The sequence below is a fragment of the Ruegeria sp. CL5 genome (genome assembly GCF_056536485.1).
Genome location: NZ_JBQFPS010000020.1, coordinates 13,507 through 35,972 on the forward strand (window position 1 = coordinate 13,507; position 22,466 = coordinate 35,972).

The 22,466-nt window shown below is 54.0% G+C and carries 23 protein-coding genes; 14 read left to right on the forward strand and 9 right to left on the reverse strand.

All coding sequences use genetic code 11. The features are described 5' to 3' along the window. Nucleotides 1–222: 222 nt before the first annotated feature. The 10 genes from ACR0IU_RS21585 to ACR0IU_RS21630 all read left to right on the forward strand — a co-directional run bounded on the left by ACR0IU_RS21585 (nucleotide 223) and on the right by ACR0IU_RS21630 (nucleotide 10,710). Nucleotides 223–1,542 (forward strand): ABC transporter substrate-binding protein, encoded by a 1,320-nt coding sequence (locus ACR0IU_RS21585; RefSeq protein WP_029622076.1) that lies wholly within the window; start codon nucleotides 223–225, stop codon nucleotides 1,540–1,542. A 78-nt stretch (nucleotides 1,543–1,620) separates the two neighbouring features. Continuing rightward, on the forward strand, nucleotides 1,621–2,568 hold the full coding sequence (locus ACR0IU_RS21590; RefSeq protein ID WP_010442362.1) for a carbohydrate ABC transporter permease: 948 nt from the start codon (nucleotides 1,621–1,623) through the stop codon (nucleotides 2,566–2,568). Beyond that, nucleotides 2,565–3,503 carry a carbohydrate ABC transporter permease gene (locus ACR0IU_RS21595; protein WP_480717698.1) on the forward strand — a complete coding sequence of 313 codons (939 nt, stop codon included), beginning with the start codon at nucleotides 2,565–2,567 and terminating at the stop codon, nucleotides 3,501–3,503. Before ACR0IU_RS21590 ends, ACR0IU_RS21595 begins: the two co-directional genes overlap by 4 nt. Then, nucleotides 3,500–3,688, forward strand: coding sequence for a hypothetical protein (locus tag ACR0IU_RS21600; protein WP_170772431.1), 189 nt, complete (start codon nucleotides 3,500–3,502; stop codon nucleotides 3,686–3,688). Before ACR0IU_RS21595 ends, ACR0IU_RS21600 begins: the two co-directional genes overlap by 4 nt. Nucleotides 3,689–3,690: 2 nt before the next feature. Further along, a complete protein-coding gene (locus tag ACR0IU_RS21605) occupies nucleotides 3,691–4,788 on the forward strand; it encodes an ABC transporter ATP-binding protein (RefSeq protein WP_170472688.1) in 1,098 nt (365 codons plus the stop codon). After that, nucleotides 4,781–5,773 carry an ABC transporter ATP-binding protein gene (locus ACR0IU_RS21610; protein WP_170546377.1) on the forward strand — a complete coding sequence of 331 codons (993 nt, stop codon included), beginning with the start codon at nucleotides 4,781–4,783 and terminating at the stop codon, nucleotides 5,771–5,773. The genes ACR0IU_RS21605 and ACR0IU_RS21610 overlap by 8 nt, the downstream gene beginning before the upstream one ends. A gap of 11 nt (nucleotides 5,774–5,784) precedes the next feature. Further along, nucleotides 5,785–7,407, forward strand: coding sequence for a dihydroxyacetone kinase subunit DhaK (locus ACR0IU_RS21615; RefSeq protein WP_480717699.1), 1,623 nt, complete (start codon nucleotides 5,785–5,787; stop codon nucleotides 7,405–7,407). 37 nt (nucleotides 7,408–7,444) lie between these two features. Further along, nucleotides 7,445–8,473 carry a LacI family DNA-binding transcriptional regulator gene (locus tag ACR0IU_RS21620; protein ID WP_480717700.1) on the forward strand — a complete coding sequence of 343 codons (1,029 nt, stop codon included), beginning with the start codon at nucleotides 7,445–7,447 and terminating at the stop codon, nucleotides 8,471–8,473. Nucleotides 8,474–8,500: 27 nt separating this feature from the next. Further along, the gene (locus ACR0IU_RS21625) at nucleotides 8,501–9,556 is read left to right on the forward strand and encodes a sugar phosphate isomerase/epimerase family protein (RefSeq protein WP_480717701.1); all 1,056 of its coding nucleotides are present in this window, start codon (nucleotides 8,501–8,503) and stop codon (nucleotides 9,554–9,556) included. Next, a complete protein-coding gene (locus tag ACR0IU_RS21630) occupies nucleotides 9,556–10,710 on the forward strand; it encodes a Gfo/Idh/MocA family protein (protein ID WP_480717702.1) in 1,155 nt (384 codons plus the stop codon). Before ACR0IU_RS21625 ends, ACR0IU_RS21630 begins: the two co-directional genes overlap by 1 nt. Nucleotides 10,711–10,997: 287 nt before the next feature. On the opposite strand, the gene ACR0IU_RS21635 is transcribed toward ACR0IU_RS21630, so the two are convergent. The 3 genes from ACR0IU_RS21635 to ACR0IU_RS21645 form a co-directional block, all read right to left on the reverse strand. Further along, complete coding sequence (locus ACR0IU_RS21635; protein WP_480717703.1) at nucleotides 10,998–11,222, reverse strand: hypothetical protein; 225 nt, start codon at nucleotides 11,220–11,222, stop codon at nucleotides 10,998–11,000. 250 nt (nucleotides 11,223–11,472) lie between these two features. Next, nucleotides 11,473–12,114: an NAD(P)-dependent oxidoreductase gene (locus ACR0IU_RS21640; protein ID WP_480717704.1), complete on the reverse strand. Its 642-nt coding sequence runs from the start codon at nucleotides 12,112–12,114 to the stop codon at nucleotides 11,473–11,475. Between the two features lie 12 nt (nucleotides 12,115–12,126). Continuing rightward, on the reverse strand, nucleotides 12,127–13,014 hold the full coding sequence (locus ACR0IU_RS21645; RefSeq protein WP_480717705.1) for an EamA family transporter: 888 nt from the start codon (nucleotides 13,012–13,014) through the stop codon (nucleotides 12,127–12,129). Between the two features lie 77 nt (nucleotides 13,015–13,091). Here ACR0IU_RS21645 and ACR0IU_RS21650 point away from each other — a divergent pair, with 77 nt between their 5' ends. Further along, a complete protein-coding gene (locus ACR0IU_RS21650; protein WP_480717706.1) occupies nucleotides 13,092–13,601 on the forward strand; it encodes a MarR family winged helix-turn-helix transcriptional regulator in 510 nt (169 codons plus the stop codon). A gap of 242 nt (nucleotides 13,602–13,843) precedes the next feature. Here the strand turns inward: ACR0IU_RS21650 and ACR0IU_RS21655 are convergent, their stop codons facing one another. Both ACR0IU_RS21655 and ACR0IU_RS21660 read right to left on the reverse strand, forming a co-directional pair. Next, nucleotides 13,844–14,314 (reverse strand): nucleoside deaminase, encoded by a 471-nt coding sequence (locus tag ACR0IU_RS21655; protein WP_480717707.1) that lies wholly within the window; start codon nucleotides 14,312–14,314, stop codon nucleotides 13,844–13,846. 81 nt (nucleotides 14,315–14,395) lie between these two features. Beyond that, nucleotides 14,396–15,766 (reverse strand): amidohydrolase family protein, encoded by a 1,371-nt coding sequence (locus ACR0IU_RS21660; protein WP_480717708.1) that lies wholly within the window; start codon nucleotides 15,764–15,766, stop codon nucleotides 14,396–14,398. A gap of 100 nt (nucleotides 15,767–15,866) precedes the next feature. On the opposite strand from ACR0IU_RS21660, the gene ACR0IU_RS21665 reads away from it, so the two are divergent. Next, nucleotides 15,867–16,787, forward strand: coding sequence for a LysR family transcriptional regulator (locus ACR0IU_RS21665; RefSeq protein ID WP_480717709.1), 921 nt, complete (start codon nucleotides 15,867–15,869; stop codon nucleotides 16,785–16,787). Nucleotides 16,788–17,123: 336 nt separating this feature from the next. Continuing rightward, entirely contained in the window at nucleotides 17,124–18,218 is a 1,095-nt protein-coding gene (locus ACR0IU_RS21670) for a BMP family ABC transporter substrate-binding protein (RefSeq protein ID WP_480717710.1), read from the forward strand. Between the two features lie 246 nt (nucleotides 18,219–18,464). Here ACR0IU_RS21670 and ACR0IU_RS21675 read toward each other — a convergent pair whose 3' ends face one another. The 3 genes from ACR0IU_RS21675 to ACR0IU_RS21685 form a co-directional block, all read right to left on the reverse strand. Beyond that, entirely contained in the window at nucleotides 18,465–18,599 is a 135-nt protein-coding gene (locus ACR0IU_RS21675) for a hypothetical protein (RefSeq protein ID WP_480717711.1), read from the reverse strand. A 37-nt stretch (nucleotides 18,600–18,636) separates the two neighbouring features. Beyond that, a complete protein-coding gene (locus tag ACR0IU_RS21680; RefSeq protein WP_480717712.1) occupies nucleotides 18,637–18,888 on the reverse strand; it encodes an antibiotic biosynthesis monooxygenase family protein in 252 nt (83 codons plus the stop codon). 78 nt (nucleotides 18,889–18,966) lie between these two features. Next, nucleotides 18,967–19,953, reverse strand: a complete 987-nt coding sequence (locus ACR0IU_RS21685; protein WP_480717713.1) for an aldo/keto reductase — start codon at nucleotides 19,951–19,953, stop codon at nucleotides 18,967–18,969. Between the two features lie 81 nt (nucleotides 19,954–20,034). Here ACR0IU_RS21685 and ACR0IU_RS21690 point away from each other — a divergent pair, with 81 nt between their 5' ends. Then, entirely contained in the window at nucleotides 20,035–20,862 is an 828-nt protein-coding gene (locus tag ACR0IU_RS21690; RefSeq protein WP_480717714.1) for a LysR family transcriptional regulator, read from the forward strand. Nucleotides 20,863–20,879: 17 nt separating this feature from the next. On the opposite strand, the gene ACR0IU_RS21695 is transcribed toward ACR0IU_RS21690, so the two are convergent. Further along, nucleotides 20,880–22,247, reverse strand: a complete 1,368-nt coding sequence (locus tag ACR0IU_RS21695) for a dipeptidase (protein ID WP_480717715.1) — start codon at nucleotides 22,245–22,247, stop codon at nucleotides 20,880–20,882. Nucleotides 22,248–22,466 lie beyond the last annotated feature (219 nt).

Sequence of the window (22,466 nt, forward strand, 5' to 3'; positions counted from 1 at the left end):
TATGACCATTCGATACCTCGCTGCCGAAAATACATTCGCCTCAAAGTCAATGAATAATTTCTTTATAATTCAATAACTAAGAGAAAAAACTGGCTATCTCTTCCGATTTCTTGAGGTACGAACCTCAAAAATATCTGGACTTGAGGTGCGTACCTCAAATAGCCTTGGATGTATGCCGCGATTCGCACATCCTCGATTGACGGCGCAAAAAGGGAGGAATGGATGACTTACACAAAACTGGCCTCGACCAGCGCAATAGTCCTTGCCGCTACTACTCTTTCTACCAAGGCAAATGCTGAAGATCTAACGCTCTGTTGGGCTGCATGGGACCCGGCCAACGCGCTTGTTGAGCTATCAAAAGAATTTGAAGCAGAATCCGGCCACACCATGAACTTCGAATTTGTTCCTTGGCCAAATTTTGCGGACAGGATGCTGAACGAGCTGAATTCTGGGGGTAAGCTATGCGACCTACTGATCGGTGACAGCCAATGGATTGGCGGTGGCGCTGAGAATGGCCATTATGTCCAGCTGAACGAGTTCTTTGATGCTGAAGGCATCAGCATGGACGATTTCGCGCCAGCCACTGTTTACGCTTACTCGACCTGGCCTAAGGGCACACCAAATTACTACGCGCTGCCTGCGATGGGCGATGCAAACGGCTGGTTCTATCGTAAGGACTGGTTCGAAAACCCTGAAATCCAAGCCGCATACAAAGAGGCGACTGGACAAGATTTACGCGAACCTCAATCTCAGAAAGAACTATTGCAGATCGCACAGTTCTTCCAAGGCCGTGAGATTGACGGCAAGACGGTGTACGGGGCAGCGATCTTTACCGAGCGTGGCTCTGAAGGGATCACCATGGGCGTCACCGGAGCGCTGTATCCTTGGGGTTTCAAATACGAAAACACCCCGGGCTCATATGACATGGAAGGCGCGGTAAACTCTCCCGAAGCGGTTGAGGCACTGGAATTCTACAAGGAGTTCTACAAAACGGCGACACCTCCGGGATATACCAACTCTTACATGGGTGAGAGCTTGGACGCCTTTAAGTCCGGTCAAGTCGCCATGGCTATGAACTGGTTTGCGTTCTTCCCAGGTCTTTATGCCGACCCCAATACTGGCGGTGACAAGATCGACTTCTTCGTGAACCCACCACAAAATCAGGCAGGTTCGACACTGGGCGGACAAGGTATTTCTGTCGTCAGCTACTCTGACAAACAGGACGCCGCACTTGAGTACATTAAGTGGTTTGCACAGCCGGAAGTTCAGGCCAAATGGTGGGAGCTCGGCGGCTACTCGGCGCATAACTCCGTGCTGGAAGATCCTGGTTTCGTAGACAGCCAACCGTTTGCCGGCGACTTCCTTGAAGCAATGGGCGGTGTACAAGATTTCTGGCAAGAGCCTGCCTATGCGGAACTGCTGCTGGCAATGCAGAAGCGCATCCACGACTACGTGGTTGCCGACCAAGGTACAGCTCAAGAAGCGCTTGATCTTCTAATCGAAGATTGGACGGAAGTCTTTGAAGACGAAGGCAAGCTGTAGTCCGACGCAGACAGGAGCGGGTGCAAACCCGCTCCACCTTCACCCGTGAGTCCTAAACCAACAAGAACTGGCAAAGAGATGTCTGACAGGACAATAGATCGCGTTGCGCAGGCAACGCCCGAGCGAGTTGCGCGAAAAATCCGAGGATTATCCGACCGCGCGATCGCCTGGATATTCATCTCCCCAACGATCTTTCTTTTGCTGGCGATCAACATCTTTCCGTTGATCTGGACCATCCAATTGAGCTTTACCAACTACAAGGCCAACCGGATCGGGCGCGAAGTCAAAGATGTCGGCCTCAGGAATTACGAGCGTATCCTGACGGACTCGGACACCTGGCTAAATATGCAGGCGACGGCGCATTTCCTGTTCTGGACGATCTTTTTCCAGGTCCTGATCGGGTTTACTCTGGCGTGGTTGATCAACAAGAAATTCAAGGGCAACGATCTTTGGACCACGATTATCGTGCTGCCAATGATGCTGTCCCCGGCGGTTGTCGGGAACTTCTGGAAGTTCCTGTATCAACCTCAAATCGGACTGTTTAACTACATCGTGTCCTGGTTTACCGGCAAGGACCCGTCGAGCTTTGAAATGCTGGGATCCGTGACGTTGGCTCCGTGGGCGATCGTGATCGTCGACACCTGGATGTGGACCCCCTTCGTGATGCTGATCTGTCTGGCCGGTCTGCGCAGCATTCCCGATTACATCTACGAGGCGGCTGAAATCGACAGGGCCAGCAAGCTGCGACAGTTCTTTACGATTACCATCCCGATGGTGCTACCGTTCCTGATGCTGGCCGTGCTGTTTCGAGGCATAGAGAACTTCAAGATGTTCGACCTGGTTGTTCAGCTAACCGGCGGAGGCCCCGGTTCTGTAACGGAACTCACTTCGATCAACCTGAAACGCGAAGCCTTTGAGAAATGGCGTACGGGCTATGCCTCGGCCTATGCGATCATCCTTTTCGTCACCGTGTTCGGCCTCGCGTCGATCTACGTCAAAGCCCTGAACAAGGTGAAACAGAGATGAGTAGTTTTTCCGTCACCGAACCTTCGAACCGGTCCAAGTGGATCGCAGGCTTCCTGGTAATTACTTATGCGCTGATCACGATGATCCCGCTGGTTTGGATCTTGCTGACCGGCTTCAAGTCCCCGGCAGATGCGATCAGTTACCCGCCCAAAGTGGTCTTTGACCCCACGCTTGAAGGCTACGTCAATCTCTTCACCACACGAACACGGCAAACGCAGGAATTTCTGGAAGCAAACCCACCGCAGAACTGGGCCGATGAGATCGTGCGCCAATACGACATGGTGATTGTCGGGCCATCCAAGTTCGGGGAACGCTTTATGAATTCGGTTATCATCGGATTTGGCTCAACGTTCTTGAGTATCTTCCTTGGCACGCTGGCCGCCTATGCCTTCAGCAGGTTTAAAGTACCGCTTAAGGACGACCTTCTTTTTTTCATCCTCAGTACAAGGATGATGCCCCCGGTCGCCGTCGCCATCCCAATATTCCTGATGTTCAGAAACCTTGGTCTCAGCGACACGCATTTGGGAATGATCCTGCTGTATACGGGCGTGAATATTTCCTTGGCGGTTTGGTTGCTGAAGGGTTTCATCGACGAAATCCCAAGAGAGTACGAAGAGGCCGCCCTCATAGATGGCTACACGAGATTTCAGGCCTTCTACAAAGTGGTGCTGCCGCAAGCCGCAACCGGCATAGCCTCAACAGCTATCTTTTGCCTGATCTTCGCTTGGAATGAGTACGCGTTTGCCGTGCTGCTGACATCCGCGAATGCGCAGTCTGCGCCACCGTTCATCCCGACAATTATTGGTATTGGCGGCCTGGACTGGCCTGCTGTGGCGGCAGGTGCCACGATCTTCCTGATCCCCGTCATGATTTTCACCATCCTGATGCGCAAACATTTGCTGCGTGGGATCACATTCGGAGCCGTGCGCAAATGAGCGATTTTCTAATCGGATTGATGCGGCTCCGCCGCGGCCCGTGGGAGATGGTCGCAACCATCCTTATCGCACTGGGAGTCTTCATGCTGATGCAGCCCTTTGTCCTTTGGGCCTTCACCTATTCCTTCATCGTCACGCTGATCGGAACCGTCATGTTCATCATCGTCAGCCATTTCCCGGAGTAGAAATGGCCCAGATCGTAGTCAAAAACGTAAGAAAGATGTTCGGCGATTTCACGGCTGTCCGCGAAAGCTCGTTCACGATTGAGGACGGTGAGTTTTTCATGCTGCTCGGGCCATCCGGCTGCGGAAAGACGACGACGCTGCGGATGATAGCTGGATTGGAACTTCCAACATCGGGTGAAATCTATCTGGACGGTGAAGAGATCAGCCAGCGGCCACCTTCGGAGCGGGACATAGCCTTCGTGTTCCAGATGTTCGCGCTGTATCCCCACATGAACGTGCGCAAGAACATCAGCTACCCCCTAGTCTCGCAGGGCATGCCGCGTGCAGCCGTCAAAGCCAAGGTCGAGGAAGTCGCGGGAATTCTGGGGATCAACGACATCCTCGATAGCCCGGTAGGTGGACTGTCAGGCGGCGACAGGCAGCGCGTGGCGCTGGGTCGCGCGATTGTTCGGGAGCCCAAGGCGTTCATGATGGACGAACCCCTTGGTGCCTTGGATGCTGAGTTTCGGGAACACATGGCCGAAGAACTGCGTGCGCTTCATGATCGCATGGGGGCGACCACTGTGTACGTCACACATGATCAGCTGGAAGCCATGCAAATGGGCGACAAGATCGTGGTGATGAATAATGCTGTGATCGAGCAATTCGGTACACCCCAGGAAATCTACGACAAACCGGCTACGATGTTTGTGGCGGATTTTATCGGGTCTCCTTCGATGAACTTCCTGCCGTTTGAGGGAAAAGTCGAGCCTGGTTCGGAAATGGTTCGGCTGAATGGCCATGACGAAGCCGTGCCGAGGCTGATGGAAGGGGCGGAAGGTGACTTGGTTTTTGGCGTTCGCCCCGAGCATGTTTTTCTTTCGGATGGGAGTGAATACCGGGCCAAGGTCTTGGCCGCAGAATACTTGGGAACCACTCAGATCGTGACGCTGCAAAGCCCGAATGGAGAGCTGAAAGCCCGGATTGATGCACGCGAGGTCGTCAGTCCCGGTGAGACAGTGGGATTGGAGTTCCGCTCCCCCGCAGTAACTTTGTTTGAAAAGTCTACTGGGCGCGCGTTGAGGTCCGCTCTGAACGACGAGGTACTGAGCAATGGCTGAAGTCGTTTTGGAGAATATCTCGAAGTCATTTGGCAACGTCAAAGCGGTGGACGGTATTTCGATGACGATCCCCAACGGTGCATTTGTGGTGTTGTTGGGCCCGACTGGCGCGGGAAAAACAACGACGCTGAGATTGATATCCGGACTCGAGAAACTGGATTCAGGAACTGTGCACATTGCCGGGCGTGACGTTGGAATAGACACTCCCGCTCAGCGCGATGTAGCGATGGTCTTCCAGCAGTACTCGCTGTACCCGCATATGACAGTGCGGGAAAACCTGTCCTTCCCTCTACGGTCGCCGATACTGAAGACCCCAGAGGACGAGATCACCAGGAAGGTTAATGAGGTCTCGGAGATTCTTCAGATCCCGCACAAACTGGATAACAAGGCCACTGAACTGTCTGGCGGTGAAATGCAGCGCGTTTCAATTGGACGAGCGCTGGTGCGTGATCCCCAAATCTTCCTGATGGATGAACCGCTCAGTTCTTTGGACGCCAAGCTTCGGGCGGATTTGCGGGTCGAGTTGAAAAGGATTCAGGCCGATCTGGGGTCAACCTTGCTCTACGTGACCCATGATCAGGTCGAAGCCATGACAATGGCGACGCATATCGGCGTTTTGGAGAACGGCCGGTTGGTTCAGTACGGAACACCTCGGGACATTTATGAAAACCCGGGCAGTGTTTACGTAGCCAGCCGATTGGGTCTGCCGCGGATAAATATCCTGCCGTCCGGGTTGTTCGAAGGCGATCACAAAGGCCCGCAGATTGGCCTACGCCCGGAAAACATCATTGAAGGCGAAGGCAGTGAAGCGCGTGTCATACGTGCTGAGCATCTGGGGGATCAAACGCGGTTGCACCTTGACTTAAACGGTCACCCGGTTGTGACCTTGATTGATGTCCATCAGGATTATCCATCTGGAAAAGTTATAAAAATCCGCCCCCACAACCCTTTGTATTTTGACGCGTCCGGCGCGCGAGTGAATTAAGGAGCAAAAGCATGGCCCAGTTCCTCAACACAAAAGAAACTCTGGTGACAGAGGCGATAGACGGCCTTCTGGCCTCCTCCGGAGGGCAACTTACCCGGCTGGACGGATACCCACACATCAAGGTGATTTTCAGGTCGGATTGGGACAAGTCGAAGGTCGCCTTGGTGTCCGGCGGAGGATCTGGCCACGAACCCGCCCATGCAGGTTTTGTTGGCCCCGGTATGTTGACAGCAGCGGTGTGCGGCGAAGTGTTTGCTTCCCCGTCGGTAGAGGCGGTACTGGCGGGTATTCTTGCGGTTACGGGTGAGGCTGGGTGCTTGCTTATCGTGAAGAATTACACCGGTGATCGGTTGAACTTTGGACTGGCGGCTGAACGCGCCCGTGCATTGGGCCGCAAGGTAGAGATGGTTGTTGTTGATGATGACATCGCCCTGCCCGACCTTCCGCAACCACGTGGCGTGGCAGGTACGTTGTTCGTGCACAAAATCGCCGGAGCGCTCGCTGAATGCGGTGCTGACCTAGACACCGTTACCAAAGCAGCAACAAGCACTATAGCAAAGGTTGTCAGCATCGGTATGAGCCTGGACACCTGTACCGTTCCGGGATCTCCAAAGGAAGACCGGATCGCACCCGGCAAAGCGGAGCTCGGCTTAGGCATCCACGGCGAGCCCGGTGTACAGCAAGTCGAGTTCTCAAATGCTGTATCAGCCATGTCCACAGTGGTGGAAAAGCTGAAGCAAAGGGTGGGTTCTGGGGATTGTGTGGCGTTGGTCAACAACCTTGGGTCGACAACTCCGCTAGAAATGGCTGTCCTCACGCACGCCTTGTCCGAGACTGGTATTGCCCATCACATCATCGGCCCAGCGCCAATGATGACATCGCTGGATATGCACGGGTTTTCTGTTTCTATTCTGCCTGTAGATCAGGACGATTTAGCGGCACTTGAAGCTCCTGTTGATCTGGCGGCTTGGCCCGGCGTCAATTCCATCGACCCGATAAAAGTAGCGCCTTTGCCTGATGGCCTGACCCCTATCGATCCAATTCCTTCGAACAATCCCGCCACAAGGGAGACGATCACCCGATTGTCTGAACTGCTCATCAACGCCGAGAAGAACCTGAACGAGCTGGACGCGAAATCCGGAGATGGCGATACAGGAAGCACGTTGGCGACGGCCGCTAGAGCGTTGCAAGGTAGCCTTGACCGAATGCCGCTCGCTGACCTGACACAACTGTTTCCGGCGTTGGGCAATGAGTTAAGCCAGACAATGGGTGGTTCTTCCGGCGTGATACTCGCAATTTTTTTCAACGCGGCTGGAGATGCCTCTGCGAGCGGGGCTTCGGTACCGAAGTCTCTGGTCGAAGGTCTGAATCGCGTCAGCCAGGTTGGGGGTGCCAAGGTAGGTGACAGGACAATGATTGACGCCCTGGCACCGGCACTTGCCGCACTGCCATCTGGTCTGGCGCATGCGGCCGAGGCTGCCCGCGAAGGCGCGAACAACACCGCGAATATTCGACGTGCGAAGGCAGGCCGCGCAGCCTATGTTCCCGAAGAAAACCTAGTTGGACATAACGATCCCGGCGCTGAGGCTGTTGCTTTGTTGTTTGAGGGCTTAGCGCGGGAGATTGAGGGTTGAAAAACACGTGGAAGACCAAAAACAAAAATTAGAATTGGTGAAAAAGCCAACCGTCAATGACATCGCGCGCGTAGCGGGTGTCAGCCTGGCGACTGTTGACCGGGTATTGAACAGGCGCCCCGGCGTACGGGCCGTAACCGTACAGAAAGTACAAAAGGCGATTGATGAGCTGGGGTATGTGCGCGACACGGCCGCAGCAAACCTTGCACGAAACCGTGTCTACAATTTCCTCTTTATTCTGCCGGAAACGGACAACGAGTTTGTGGATGCAATCAGCAGTCAGATCGCAGAACAATCCCGCGACCAATTTATCGAGAGGACCCGCGTTGCGATAAAGAAAGTTGCCCCGTTTGAGCCGCAGGATATCGTTAACATTCTGGATGCTGTCGACAGTTTGGAGGTTGACGGGGTCGCCGTTTTCGGACCCGAAACGCCTTCTGTCCGCGACGCCGTAAAAAGGCTGAGAGACAAAGGCGTTCCGGTGGTTGCGTTGGTGTCTGACTTGCCGAGTTCTGAGCGAGACCACTTTGTAGGAATTGATAACGTTTCGGCTGGGCGAACCGCCGCTCAGCTGATGGGACGATTTGTGCATCGCAACGGCAAGGTCTTGGTACTTACAGGATCCCGTTTGGCACGTGACCATCTAGAGCGTCGTCAAGGCTTTGATTTAGTTGTGGCTGAGGAATTCCCACACCTCGAAGTCGTAGCGTCTGTCGAGGGCCGGGATGACCCGGATCTGATTTACAATATGATGCCCGAGATCTTTGAAACCTACCCGGATCTGGTTGGAATTTATTCCTCAGCAGCAGGCAATGCAGGCCTGATTCAATTTCTTTCCGAGAACAAGCTCAGCAAAGATCTGGTGATCATAGCTCATGAGCTTACTCCGCTCAGTCGTGAGGCGCTTACGCTCGGTACATTTGACGCTCTTATCTCGCAAGACACCGGGCATATTGTTCGTTCAGCCGTCCGTCTGCTGCGTGCAACTTCAGACAAAGTACCATTCAACAAAGCCCAGGAACGTATCCGTATCGACATCTATCTGAAGGAAAATTTACCGCCATAGAGGCTTAGGTTTTGGGGAGGAAATTTTATGAAGACAATCAAAGGTCCGGCTTTGTTTCTTGCGCAATTCGCGGGGGACGAAGCGCCGTTCAATTCGTGGGACGCGATCACCAAATGGGCGGCTGACTGTGGATACAAGGGCGTTCAGGTTCCTAGTTGGGATGGCCGGTTGTTCGACCTGGAACAAGCCGCGTCCAGCGCCAGTTATTGCGATGACTTCAAAGGCAAAGCAAAGGAAAATGGCGTCGAAGTCACTGAACTTTCAACCCACCTTCAGGGCCAACTCGTGGCCGTTCATCCGGCCTATGACAGCGCGTTTGATGGTTTTGCAGCCGAAAGCGTTAGAGGAAACCCGAAAGCCCGGCAAGAATGGGCGGTGGACCAAGTGAAAAAAGCACTATCTGCTTCAAAAAATTTGGGTATTTCAGCGCATGCGACATTCTCAGGCGCATTGGCATGGCCCTATGTCTATCCTTGGCCGCAGCGCCCTGCTGGCTTGATCGAAACGGCGTTTGATGAGCTCGCTCGGCGTTGGGTGCCAATACTGGATCACGCCGAAGAATGCGGCGTTGACGTCTGTTACGAAATTCACCCAGGTGAGGACCTCCACGACGGCGTGACGTACGAGATGTTTCTCGAACGGACAGGCAATCACCCACGCGCTTGCATGTTGTACGACCCGTCGCACTACGTGCTGCAATGCCTCGATTATCTGGACAATATCGACATCTACAAAGATCGGATCCGGATGTTCCATGTCAAAGATGCCGAGTTTAACCCGACCGGCCGACAGGGCGTTTATTCCGGGTATCAAGGCTGGGTCGATCGTGCCGGGCGCTTCCGGTCGCTTGGCGATGGCCAGGTGGATTTCGGGGCGGTCTTTTCAAAAATGGCGGCGAATAACTTTGATGGCTGGGCAGTTGTCGAATGGGAATGCTGCCTCAAACACCCCGAGGATGGAGCGCGTGAAGGCGCGCAGTTCGTGTCCGATCACATCATCCGTGTGACCGAGAAAGCCTTTGATGATTTCGCTGATGGTGGCGCAGACGAAGCCGCCAATCGTAAAATGCTGGGGATTGAGTGATGGTCACAGGACGCAGTGAAGAAGCCTCGGGACGCATTCGGCTTGGCATGGTTGGCGGCGGAAACGACGCATTCATAGGCGGCGTTCACCGCATAGCCGCGCGACTGGACGACAAGTTTGAGTTGGTTGCCGGTGCTTTGTCTTCGACGCCAGAGAAATCTCTTGAAAGTGGTCATGCATTAGGGCTCGAACGGGTCTATGAAGACTTCAAACAAATGGCGATCAGGGAAGCCCGGCTGAAATCTGGGATCGAGGCGATCTCAATAGTCACGCCAAATCACGTTCACTATGCAGCCGCACGCGAGTTCCTGAAACGCGGTATTCATGTAATTTGTGACAAGCCACTCACCTCGACCCTTGCCGATGCAAAAAAGCTGGTCAAAGCAGCTGAAAGCGCGAATGCCCTATTCATTTTGACCCACAATTACACGGGCTATCCGATGGTTCGGCAGGCACGTGAAATGGTTGCCAACGGCGATATCGGAAAGATACGCGTGGTTCAGGTTGAATACCCGCAGGACTGGCTGACCGAGCAACAGGATTTCAAACAGGCAGAATGGCGAACCGATCCCGAACGCTCGGGCGCGGGTGGATCAACCGGTGACATCGGGACTCATGCTTACAACCTCGCTTGCTTTGTAACCGGGCTGAAGGCGGAAAGCTTGGCGGCGGATTTGCAGGCCTTTGTGCCGGGGCGCAAAGTCGATGACAACGCGCATGTGTTGCTACGTTTCGAAGGTGGAGCGCGCGGTATGTTGTGGTCTTCTCAGGTGGCTCCCGGCAACGAAAATGCACTCCGATTGCGAGTCTATGGCGAAAAAGGTGGGCTGGAGTGGTCTCAGGAAGATCCTAACTATCTTTGGTTTACGCCCTACAACGAACCCAAGCGTCTAATCACCCGAAATGGAGCTGGGGCCGGTGATCCTGCCAATAGGTTGAGCAGAGTTCCTCCGGGCCATCCCGAGGGGTATCTGGAAGGGTTCGCGAATATCTATGGGGAGGCTGCGGAGGCGATCCAAGCTTTCCGAAACGGGACTTCACCTGACGCTTCGGTTGTTTATCCAACGGTTCGCGACGGCCTCAATGGCGTTAAGTTTGTAGCCGCATGCGTGCAAAGCTCTTCAAAAAATGCGGCTTGGGTCAACTTAACTTAAAAACTGGTTGTTGGCATAAGGCAGAGATCTTGGGAGGCATCGAGGGTATCTGCAAAAAACCGAAGCGCGCGCAACCTATAGATGCACGTTCCGGGACAACGAACCACGAACGTCACTGATCCATCAACCAGTTACGGTGATTGAGGGTTTCCAGCCAAAACCCCGGTTCGGATTGCGCGCCGGGTGGCAGAGGTTGGTCTTTGATCATCTCTTTTATCCCGCAAGAGTAGTAATGTAGCGCGCACCACCCGGCCTGACGAATGGCCGGGTGGAGTGTCAATTGTGCTTCAAGCGATGGACATTCCCAATGCTTCCAGTTGGCTCACCAGCGCGCTGTGCGCCTCGTCGATAGAATTCCAGTCATCTGCGGTGAGGTTACCGAGGCTCAGGTCTTCCGCCTGGATGTCCTGGAGCGTCATCGTATGGCCGCCGTTTCCGACAACTTCAAACACCATATCTTCGCCATTCTCGTTAACCGCAACATCTCCTTCACCGAGCGCATTGAAATCCAACACATCCTCACTCGCGTCGAAGCCCGTGATCTTGGTCTTTATCTGAGCAGCTCTGCAGTTCAGTTTCCTGAAAACGAATCTCTAAACCTGAGAGCGGCATTCAGGTCAGGCGCAGGACTGCATCTCGTAAGAAACTGCGTCGGTCCTGCAGCGACCAATGTCTTGGGTCGGCGGACTGCTCCCTTTAGGAAACGCCCTGCCTGCTAGCCGGCTGGTTGGACGCCCTTTCCATAGCGCTCTGAGACGAGTGTTAGTAACCGACCGTAAACGCAGCACGCGGGAACTTGGCTGATTGTGCCTCATCTACCAGCGCAACAGCAAAATCTTCCATCGATATCTCTGATTTGCCAGCTTCATCAACGAGCAGCGTGTCCGTACCGGTTCTGAACGCGCCTAGGCGTTGACCGGGCTGCAAGAGTGCCGACGGGCTGGCATAGGTCCAGTTCGCCGATGTTTCAGTGGCGCAGAGTTCCCATTGCGCCATCGATGCGCGGGCAATCGGAACGATGTTTTCAGGTAAGAAATCGGGGTCTGACAAAACCGTATGTGGACTTCCGTTTGGCAGATGGAGTCGCGCGGCGCCGCCAACGATGATCACCCGAAGGCCCGTGCGTGACGCAGCATTGAGGATCGAACGTGTCAGAGAGACAATCTCGCCTTCGCGCCCGGGCGGAGAGCGCAACGCGCTGATCGCCATTTCCTGCGATTCCATGGCGGCCGCGAGGGCTGCGGGGTCTGTCGCATCCGCGATGACTGGCCTGATGCCTTCCGGCAACTTGGCAAACGCTGCCTCGTTTCGGACAGCTGCTGTTACGTCATGCCCGCGTGCGAGCGCTTCTGTTACGACGCGAGAACCGACATCACCGGTGGCACCAAATACTATGAGTTTCATGGAAGCTTTCCTTTATACTGGATTACGGATGGGATGTTTCGGAAGGTTGGGTGGGTGGGCGCGCCCCGCCCTTTGTCCAAGCCAAATTGCGGCAAAAACAAGTGCGGCCCCAGTGATCTGCATCTGTGTCAGCGCCTGACCCAGCAATGCCCAGCCGATCAGGACGGCGGAAAGCGGGCTCAGAAAACCAAGTACCGAGACGGCATCTGGTTCTATCCGAGAGATGCCGCGGAACCACAGGATATAGGTGAGCGCAGCCCCGATGAGAGCAAGGTAAAAGATGCCGGAGAGGTTTCGTGCATCCAGTGGAGGAAGAGGCGGCTCGATGAAGACGGCCAGAAGCACCAGCAACAGACCGCCAGCGGTCAGTTGCCACGCGGTGAAGGTAAGTAGCGACACGGGAAGCTGCCATTTCCGGGTCAGGACTGTGCCTGACGCCATCGAGACTGCACCACCTACCCCCGCAATCACGCCGACCGGATCGAGCGATATGCCTGATCCCAGCACGAGTAGCCCGACACCCAGTAGGCCAAACAAAGCGGCCATCACAGCCAAAATTCTGATTGCGGTCCCAAGCAGCAGAGCGGAAAGGAATACGACGATCAGCGGCTGAACAGCACCGACGGTAGCCGCGACTCCCCCCGGTAACCGGTAGGCTGCGATAAAAAGAAAGACCCAGAAAAGCGTGAAGTTCAGCGCGCCAAGAATAAAGATGCGCAGCCACCAATTACCTTTCGGCAATCGAGGAGCCAAAACAAGCAGCAGCAGGCCGGAAGGCAGAGCGCGCAGGGCGGCCATCGTCACCGGATATCCGGCAGGAAGAAACTCCGTCGTCACATAGTAGGTGCTGCCCCATACCAATGGCGCAATGGCTGTGATTCCAATGTCGAGATGTCTCATCGCAGATCTCCATTATCTTGACGTCAAGATATACTGCTTTATCTTGACGTCAAGATATAATCCCGCAATATATATGCATGGACCACGTAGACCGCATCATTGCTCAATGGAACAAGGCCCGGCCCGACCTTGATGTCGGACCGATGGAAATCATCGGCCGGCTATCTCGTATGGCTACCAAGCTCCGAAGTGAAATGGATAAAACCTGGAAGGCACATGGGTTAAACGCCGCCAGCTTTGATGTCCTGGCGACCCTGCGCAGATCCGGAAAACCTGATGGCTTAACCCCTGGCGAGTTGCTGGATCTGACCATGGTGACCTCAGGAACAATGACCAATCGCATCGACCAACTCGTCAAACATGGCCTCGTCGAGCGGGTGCCAAACCCCGAAGACAAGCGCGGGTTTCTGATCCGTTTGACCGAACCCGGATTTGCGACAATCGAGAAAGCCGTCGGTGATCATGTCGAAACACAGCATCATCTTTTGCGGGGACTAACTCCGGCAGAGGCCGAAGATATGAACAGACTTCTGAAGACGCTGGATGAAAGGATGAACTCCGATAGTGGGACGAATTCACGCGAATGATCGTATCTCTGGGTACAACACATAACCGCGACCTGTTGGACTTATGTCGCTCCGATGCGGACGGCCCATACCGGACAATCAGCTGCGTTCTTCATTGCTGCGGACGCACTCACAAAGCCGTCGTTCGCCGCAATGGCAGATTTGTTCGGCGGGTGAACTGAAAGCTTGTGCAACAAACCCTTCTCTTTCAATTGATAATTTGAAAGATAACCTTGCGAAATATTTTAATAGTTTGCATGTCACTACCAGAACCCGAAATGACATTCGGCAACTTCTTCTTCGATTTCGGCAAATGGTCCGCGATTTTCTACTTTTCGTTGCCCGGCCGCGAATACGGTTTTGCAAGGCAGATCCAGCGTCAGGTTCTCTTCGTTGTCGCCGGTGAGTACAGCCAATCGCTTCTCTGTCATCCCGTAGACGACTACCCCGATCCCAGCCCAGTAACATGCACCAGCGCACATGCAACAAGGTTCCACCGAAGTATAAAGCGTACATCTTTCCAAATAATCCGGTTGATACTTTCTGCTTGCCGCACGGGCAACGTTCAACTCTGCATGTCCAATCCCTTTTTCATACGAATAGGTATTTCCAGCGCGGAGCAGAATATCACCTTGGGGACCGACTAGGATGGCTCCAAATGGATGATTGCCGGATTCCCGGCTCTCTTTGGCTATCCTGATGGTTTCGCGCAGATATTTTAGATCATTCAGCATTTATTTTCCAATTCCAATTGCAAGTTTGTCTAGCGCGATTTTCCATTGTTTTACGTTCTGCACCAAGATTGGTGCCACTGTTCACACGGGGCTGACCGCCCCATCCACATTATCGGCCAGAAAAGCCGCGCGGCGCTCAAACAGCCCAGGAAGCACAGTATGAACCTCACCGATCAGATCAGACATTTCAGCGGTCACAAGCCGTCCATCGCTAACAATCGGATTTCCGTCTACCATTGTCATGACTACGTCCGAGCCCCGCGCTGAATGCACAAGATTGTAATGGAGGTTAAAGAATTCACCCTCGCCAATCAAAGGCGTCATCCGCGGCGTATCGGTTCGTACCGCAATGATGTCAGCTTTCTTGCCGACCTCCAACGAGCCGGTCTCATCCTCAAGACCGACGCTTCTTGCGCCGTCGATTGTGCCCATTCGCAGGACCTCCCACGCGTCCAAAGCACTGGCGTCCAGATTGTTCAGCTTTCCAAGTAGAGATGTGCACTTCATGTCGTCGAACATATCGAGGTTGTTGTTCTCTTTTTCACCATCTGTGCCGATTCCGACTGCAACACCCGCCCTGAGCAGCTTTTCAACCGGTGCAATGCCACTGGCCAGCTTCATATTACTGACCGGGTTGTGGGCAACGCCAACGCCATTTTCGGCAATGACCTCGATCTCGGAATCGTCCAACCAGACACAATGGGCCAGCAGTGTATGTCGAGGCTCAAAGAAGCCCAGATCCTTGAGAACGTGAACTGAGCGCTTGCCGTAACGGCGATCCATTTCCCGTAATTCTATCTCGGCTTCATTACTATGCGTGTGGAAGCCGGTATCGTACTTCAGCGCAAGGTCAATGAAGTCCCGGTGCTTTTCGGGCGACGCATAGAACAAGTGTTCCAGGCCCACCCAGACATTGATCCGACCCTCCGCCCTTCGATGCCAGTCATCCAGAAGCTTTTCGTTGGATGCGAGAGTCTCAAAATAGTTGTAGTCCGGATGCTCACCAACATACGGCACAAGCACAGCACGTGTGCCGATTTTATCGGCGGCTTTCGCACTGCCATGCATGTACCGCCACATGTCCACGATTGTCGTCGACCCGGAAAGGGCTGATTCCGCATAACAAAGCCATGAAGCAGCTTCTGCCTCACGCGCATTGAGCACCCGGTGCATCGGGTCGATATACATGCGGAGCCAATCCCAAACAGGCAATCCCTCGGCAGTTCCGCGCAAAATGCCCGAATGGCAATGCGCATTGACGAGGCCGGGCATTAACAAGCAGTTGCGAAACTCCTGAATTTCGGCTTGCGGGTTTTCGCGGACCAGCTGATCTTGCGACCCAATAGCGGCGATTTCATGTCCACTCACGAGCACCGCTGCATCGTTCAAGACGGTATTTTGCGCATCCATTGTCAGTAGGTGCGGTGCGCACAGCAGGACTTCACGTGTCATCTCTCTACCCTTTTTAGAATTTAGTTAAGGCTAGGAGGATGTGGTGTTCCAATCTATGATAATAAACTGTACAAGATGATCGAAAAATTAGGACGCTACTATGCCGCTGCTTACTCAGGCCGCCCACGTTCTTGAAATTGTTGCTAGTTCAGGCTCGATCCGGAAGGCATCGGAAAGAGTGAACCTGGCCCCTTCCGCGATAAACCGGCATGTGCTGAACCTCGAGCGGGAACTGGGCACCCCACTATTCCTTCGCCATGCCAAAGGAATGAATTTGACCGAAGCTGGAAAGCTCGTCGTTGATTACATACGGGAATTCCAAATCCAGGATCAGACCCTGCGAAGTGAAATCGAAGTCCTGAAAGGGCGTGTCGGCCACGTACGTTTGGGAATTATGGAATGCTTTGCCGAAGGCTTTCTGGCGACGGTGTACGACGAGGTGAGACAAAAACACGGTTCCGTGGCCATTGATGTCGTCGTGGCCGGGACATCTCAACTGGTTCAGCAAATGCTTGCAGGCGAACTTGATCTAGTTGTTGCATTTAACATGCCCGGAGATCTTGGTTTCCGTTGTCACTATGAATCAAGGCTGGATATCGGAGCTGTCATGAAACCTACACCAGAGCTTCGATCAAAGGGTGTGGTTGGAAAAGACGAACTACAAGGACAGCAATTGGTGCTTCCGGATCGTTCCTTGTCATTGAACGCAACGGTGAAATCCATGATCCAGCGTATGGGCCTGAATTCGCAGGCGATAGCTAAATCCAACTCCGTAAGCGCGATAAAACAGCTTGTCATTCAAGGTGCAGGTGTCAGTTTTTTGACCTGGGCGGATGTGCGCGATGAAGTGACCAGAGGCGACTTGCTGTTCTGCCAGATCGAAGGCCAGAACATATACGAACTTCTGACCCTCAGTGGTCGCAACCCCGCGCAAATGTCAGAGACGACGCAAGCTCTGGCGAAAATATTAGTGCAGACCTTGGAGAAAATTGAAGCTGGTGCAAAAACCACGGCTGCGTGACGGGTTTATTTGTTGGAGGCGGCTTGCTGAGGCAGTTCACAAGTCGTGTACTTCCGCGAAACGCGGCTCGAAGGTAGTTTATATTCCATTGAAGACGGAACAGCCCATTACGGCGTTCTAATTTTGCGCACGCATCAAGCGAATGTATGCGCTTGATTGCATCGACAACTGATCAATAATTTTCCTCACCAAGTCCAAACAAGAAGCCGAAACAGTGCCAGGCTTCGTGCAACGTAGCAATGCGTGTTGTCACCCGATGCTTGCAGCAATTCGCGAGAACGGTGTCACGACCACCTTTGTTCGTTGCATCCAGTGGATGAAAAGGGAGGAAATTCAATGGAAAACTGGCTCAAATTGAAAACCCTAGCAGCAAGCGGGCTTTGCATTGCTGCTTCAATAGTGCTGGGTTCAGGACCAGGTTTTGCTGAGGAAAAACTGAAAATTGGATTTGTTTACCCAAGTCCGATTGGCGACAACGGCTGGTCCTATCGCCATGAGGTCGGACGGCAGGACGTCATTGCTCATTTTGGCGACCAGATCGAAACTACATTTGTTGAAAGCGTACCCGAAGGTCCTGATGCCACCCGCGTCATCACCCAGCTTGCCTTAACCGGCCACGAGCTGATTTTTACCGCTTCATTTGGCTTCATGGAGCCGACGCTGCAAGTTGCCTCAAAGTTTCCGGACGTCCATTTTGAAAACAACACCGGCTTCAAGACCGCACCCAATGTCAGCGTGTACAATGCGCGTTTCCACGAAGGTCGGGTTGTCTTTGGAACAATCGCTGGGATGATGACCGAAACAAATACAGTGGGCTATATCGCTTCTTTCCCGATCCCCGAAGTCATCATGGGGATCAACGCCTTTACGCTGGCCGCACAAAAGGTAAACCCGGATGTCGAGGTGAAGGTGGTCTGGGTCAACACGTGGTACAACCCGGCATTGGAAGCAGATGCCGCGCAGGTTTTGCTCGACCAGGGAGCTGACTTTATCACTCAACACACAAACAGCCCGGCCCCCTGCCAGAGAGCCGAAGAGGCAGGTGTTTTCTGCTTCGGACAGGATGCGGACATGTCACAATTCGCTCAAAAAGCGCACCTTACAGGTATCGTGAACAATTGGGGACCTTACTACATTCAACGGGTTCAGGATGTCCTGGACGGCACGTGGGAAACCGATCACACTTGGGATGGTATCAGTGGGGGACTGGTCATGTTGGCGCCATATAACGACGCGTTGCCAGATGACGTGAGAACTGCTGCAACCAATGTCGAGCAAGCGCTGATAGATGGAACATTGAACCCGTTTGCTGGCCCCATCACCAACGCAAATGGTGAGACGGTGATCGAAGAAGGCGAAGCGCTGACCGACAAGCAAGTTCATGAGATGAACTGGTTTGTGCAAGGTGTCGATGGCGAGCTGCCAACCTGACGAAAGTTGCGATCTAGCAAAAACGCGTGTTGCTGAACGTCTCCTGAGGCAAGCTTCTCCCCGCTTCAAGAAAGGAGAGTGCCGTAACCGCCAGGTGAGCGCGTCGAAACCGGCGCAATCACTCTTTCTACTATGTCGTTCACATAGGATTTTCTTGACCTTCGTAAGCGCGTCCGTGCGTTTCCAGCCCATTGCCATGCCTGATCCGCCAGCAATGGCCATCGCCGGGATGAGAATGTACATGCCTTAAAGCATCAATGCCTTGACGGTTGCGGCTGCCTCATGGTTTGCAAAGAGTTCGCTGTAGACCGTTGATGTCCAGAATAGGAGGATCGTCACAAAGCCGATGCCGCCCGCGATAGCGTGAATCGTTGTTTTCATTGCGGTTCCCTCAAATTGGCTTTTGAAAAGAGTTTCATCAGGCCGTGCAGCAATTCGGCACCGCAACCTTCTCGAACAGGTGGGGCGCTCTCACAGCGCTTGAGGGATCGTGGCTGAGCTGCTGCTGAAACTCGGGGTTTGAAAACGCAGCGCGAAAATCCGCAACAGTGTCCCAGACCGCGTAGTTCAGATACATGCTTCCGTCACCAATGGCCTTATGCAGCTGGGTGCTGATGTAACCCGGCTGCTTTTTTATCCATTGGGCATCGCTATTCCAGGCTTCAACCAAGGCGTCTTGGTCATTGAGTTAGCAGCCCACGTTGCCGACATTCGCGGCAAGCGCACAGATTCGATACAGTTCTTAAAGTTACCTGGGGCGGTCTGGCTCGTTGGGATTGCGCGAAATCAAGCTTTCTATTTCGTTCATTGCTTCAACTGGCAAGGCACCAAAGGTCAGTGCTCCCGAAATGCCTTCAATTTGTTTTTCTGTCCGAGCGCCCGGAATCGGTACGTATGTTTCAGATTGGCCCCATATCCACCCGAGAGCTCCTTGCACAAGCGTTCGGCCATTGGTGGTCAGCAGATCCCGAACCGCTTCGAGTTTTTGCATGAAGTCAGGGTTTACCCTTCCATCCGAATAGTACTCCATCCAGCTTTCACCGGATGCGCGCACGTCGTTTGGTGCCATAACACTGTTCTGATCGTACTTGCCCGAGAGCAACCCCATCGCAAGAGGTGAGCGGATTAGGGATAATAGCCCTTCCTCTTGGACAACTTGTTGCATACGGGGTGCGTCGAAAAAAACGTTCAACACGTATTCCACCGCCTCAAAACCATCACGGGTTGAGGCCGCTCGGGCACTTTCGGAATGGTCGGTGCTCCAACCATAGGCGCGCAACTTTCCGGCCTCTTTAAGCTGGTCCAGTTCGTCAAACACCGCCTCCCCCTGGGCAATTGGCATATCGTTCACATGCAACAGCAAGAGATCGATCCGATCCCGTTCCAGCCGCGAAAGGCACCCATCTACGGCAAGGCCCACCTGATCCGGGGTGAAGGGGTCAAACGAAATCTGCCTGCTTGCCTCATCGATCCCAACCCCGATCTTTGTGACAATCAGGGCGTCGGGCCGGTGCTTTAACGCTTTGCCTAACAAACGTTCCGAATGCCCCGCGCCATAGGCGGCAGCGGTGTCAAAAAGTGTGATTCCACCATCCAGTGCGGCGTGGATCGTACGAATTGAGGTTTCGTCGTTCGATCGGGTGTAACCCAGCGACTGTTCGCCCCAATACATCTTGCCGCCGATCGGCCAGCATCCCATGCCAAGGGGTGAGATTTCGGTGTTGAGAAAGTTCATCTGTGGCCCTCCTGACTGATCCTCCAGAAATAAAGCCATGACTCTCTTTTCATCAATAACACAGAATGTAATCTTCATTTCATGAATGAAAGTAACTTTGACTGGGACAACCTGCGGCTTTTCCTTGCGGTTGCCAGAGCGGGCGGGCTTGGACCAGCCGCTGAACAGACCGGCAAGAGCGCACCCACCCTGGGTCGGCGCATGATCGAGCTTGAGCGCGACCTGGGAAGCGAGCTGTTTCACCGCAAACCGCGAGGGTATGAGCTGACCGAAGACGGGCAAGCGCTTTTGAGGAAGGTCGAAGGAATCGAAGCACGTGTCATACCCGTCACGAAAAGCAGCCTTGCCACCGCGCCACCTTTGGTCAAAATCTCGGCCGGGAGCTGGGTGACAAAGGTTTTGATCGGCGCGGTCGGAAGGCTTACCCGTTCAATGCCGGTTCGGCTGCGATTCATCTCGTCAGAAGAGGTGTTAAAGATCGGACACCGGGAAGCCGCGATCGGCATTCGAAACCACCGACCAGAAGAGATTGGCCTGGCGGGTCGCAAGATTGGGCGAGTTCGTTTTGCGGTCTATGCTGCGGATGAGAGCATTTCGACCTGGGCGCGCGTGATGTCCAAAACACCCTCGGCCAGATGGCTGCGGGCGCACGCGCAAGAGGACGACGCAATCGAAGTGACGGCACCGCAAAATGCGCTTGAGCTTGCAAATGCAGGTCTTGCCCGGGCGGTTTTGCCAACTTTCATTGGAAACACCCAGCCGGGCCTGAAACCGGTCTCACCTTTGATTGACGATCTGGAACATGATCAGTGGCTGGTCACCCATCATGAAGATCGGTTTCTTGCAGAGGTGCGGCATGTCATAGATCGCACCCACGCAGTGATGTCGGAAGCTTGTGAAAACGGATGAACCTATGCTGCAAATGCCTATTCGCCTAACCGTTCCATCAACCGAGCATAGGCTGTTTGGCCGCGCCGGAAGGTTGGCAGACGGAAAAACTCGTCCGGGGCGTGTTGGTTTTCATCCTCATGTCCGAATGCAAACATGACGGCATGCAAACCCAGCTCGTCCAGCAGGGTCGACATCACCGGGATCGAGCCACCAACGCGGGTTTTGTAGGCGGGTTTGCCGTAAACCTCTTCGAGGACCTGTCCCGCGATGGCTGTTGCGTTGTGCCCGGCCGGTAAAAGGAACGGATCCGCGCGCCCAGGGTTGCGCGATACCTGAGCGGTCACACCCGGCGGGCAGTGAGCTTCCACATGGGCTGAGATCTGGTCAAAGACTTTTTCGGGATTCTGGTTAGCGACCAGTCGGCAAGTTATTTTGGCCGAGGCCACCGCGGGCAAAACGGTCTTTGTACCTTCCCCTTGCCAACCGCTTGTCAGCCCGTTGACCTCCAGCGTTGGACGCGCCCACAGATTTTCACGTGTGGAATATCCCGGCTCGCCCAAAGTCTCTGGCGCTCCGGTTTGGATCAGATAGGCTGCCTCATCCCATGGCACTCGCGCTATCGCAGCCCGGTCTTCATCGGTCAACGCGACAACGTCGTCGTAGAAGCCATCCACGGTGATGCGACCATCAGCCGATTTCATGCTGGCCAGCAACTGAGCCAACGCCATCGCGGGGTTTGCGACACCGCCGCCATGCATACCAGAGTGCAAGTCCGTTTTCGCGCCTTGAACCGAGATCTCAAGCGAGGTCAGCCCTTTCAGACCCAGAACCAGTTGCGGCGTCTCGGTATCCCACTGGCTGCCATCGGCGGAAAAGATCATATCAGCCTGAAGGCGGTCGAGATTAGCCTCGATAAAGGGTGGAAGGTCAGGGGATCCGATTTCTTCCTGGCCTTCAAAGAAAAACCGCAAGTTGACCGGCAGCTTTCCAGTCTCCGCCAGCAAAGCCTCGGCCGCTAGGATCGGGATTAACATGGCACCCTTGTCATCAGTCGCCCCGCGCCCGTAGATCCGATCCCCGCGGATCGTTGGCTCGAACGGAGGTGAGGACCAGAGCTCGAACGGTTCAGCCGGTTGCACGTCAAAATGACCATAGATCAGGATTGTGGGCGCATCGGCCCCGGCATGCAGCCAATCGGCACAGACCACGGGATGGCTTACTGTCTCCATCATCTGAACGTTTTCCATTCCCGCCGCGACCAAACGATCAACGACCCACTGTCCGGCCTTTCGAACATCGCCCGCGTTTTCGGGTTTGGCTGAAACCGATGGAATACGAATGAAATCGCACAGTTCTTGGACAAAGCGCGATTGATGTATGTCGAGATATTCGGTCCAGCTCATTCTATGACCTCTCTGATGCCGCGCTTAATCTACGAAACTATACGTCACCTGCAAGCCCGCGGGATACAAACTAAAACTCGGTGCAACTCGACATGGCAAACCAAGTTAGCGGCTCATTACGAACATTTCCCATAATGAAAGTCCCGCGTCGCAGCGTTATCAAGGCGCACTATGGTTGGCTGCAGAGGAAGTGATGAAACACGTTCAAACTTGTCATTA